1 protein-coding gene is annotated in these 635 nt (G+C 51.7%); it reads right to left on the bottom strand.

All coding sequences use genetic code 11. The annotated features are described in order from the left end of the window. Nucleotides 1–635: DUF6443 domain-containing protein (locus K7A41_RS00050; RefSeq protein WP_265712065.1), on the bottom strand; the 635-nt coding region annotated here is incomplete at both ends.

The following is a 635-nucleotide window of genomic DNA, read 5'->3' as shown; positions in this document are numbered from 1 at the left end:
TCCCGGTGCACCCTGCTCCTTAACACGGTTCAGCGGGCTGTTCTCGAACACCGTAACCGAGTACGGACTCGCGGTTTTTACCACCGCAGGATCCCAGGTGTTCGTTGTCGCATAATAAGCCTGCTGGTCAGATTTTGCTGTAGGCTTGAACGATCCATCTCCGGCCTGATTCTTTACGTGTGGCAGGAATTTGGTACTTTCCCTACCAAACCCGTCATATTCGATATGCTGCACAATGTCTTTATAGGTAGGGCTGGCCATCAGCTGTACTGTCTGGCTCGGCCGGCCCAGACCATCAAAGTACTGGATCGTCTGGTTCTCGTCCCCGATCGTGCGCTGGGCATTCAGTGTGGACAGCGTCACTCCGGGACTACGGAAGGTTCTGGTCACGATATAGTTCTGATCTGCACTTGGCTTGCTCACAAGGGTCTGGAACCCAGCAATGCTGATCGTAACACTCTTCCCTGCAGCCGGTGCAGGGATATAAAAACCATGGGTCAGTGTCACACTCTTTAAGGCCTGGATGCTGGTCTGGTTGCTGTAACTGTTTAGCGTTAGATTGTCAACAAGCGTCTGCCCTTGGACACATGCCACGGCAGCTAAGCATAATATCGTCAATAAGTTCTTTTTCATAA

It is taken from the genome of Sphingobacterium sp. InxBP1 (assembly GCF_026191775.1).
In the GTDB taxonomy this organism is placed as follows: Bacteria; Bacteroidota; Bacteroidia; order Sphingobacteriales; family Sphingobacteriaceae; genus Sphingobacterium; species Sphingobacterium thalpophilum.
Note: the sequence above shows the minus strand (reverse complement) of the source record. Positions and strands in the feature narration are given on the sequence as shown.